The organism is Brevibacillus sp. MER 51, from assembly GCF_023714195.1.
Lineage (GTDB): Bacteria > Bacillota > Bacilli > Brevibacillales > Brevibacillaceae > Brevibacillus.
Map to the genome: position 1 here is coordinate 1 of NZ_JAMAUS010000100.1, position 231 is coordinate 231.

Genomic DNA, 231 nt, shown 5'->3' on the forward strand with positions numbered 1-231 from the left:
CTAGCGGCGGACGGGTGAGTAACACGTAGGCAACCTGCCTCTCAGACTGGGATAACATAGGGAAACTTATGCTAATACCGGATAGGTTTTTGGATCGCATGATCCGAAAAGAAAAGATGGCTTCGGCTATCACTGGGAGATGGGCCTGCGGCGCATTAGCTAGTTGGTGGGGTAACGGCCTACCAAGGCGACGATGCGTAGCCGACCTGAGAGGGTGACCGGCCACACTGG

Annotated in this window: 1 rRNA gene; it reads left to right on the plus strand. The window is 55.4% G+C overall.

Features of this window, described 5'->3' with window-relative positions:
* A 16S ribosomal RNA gene (locus M3630_RS31385) occupies positions 1-231 on the plus strand; the annotation flags it as partial.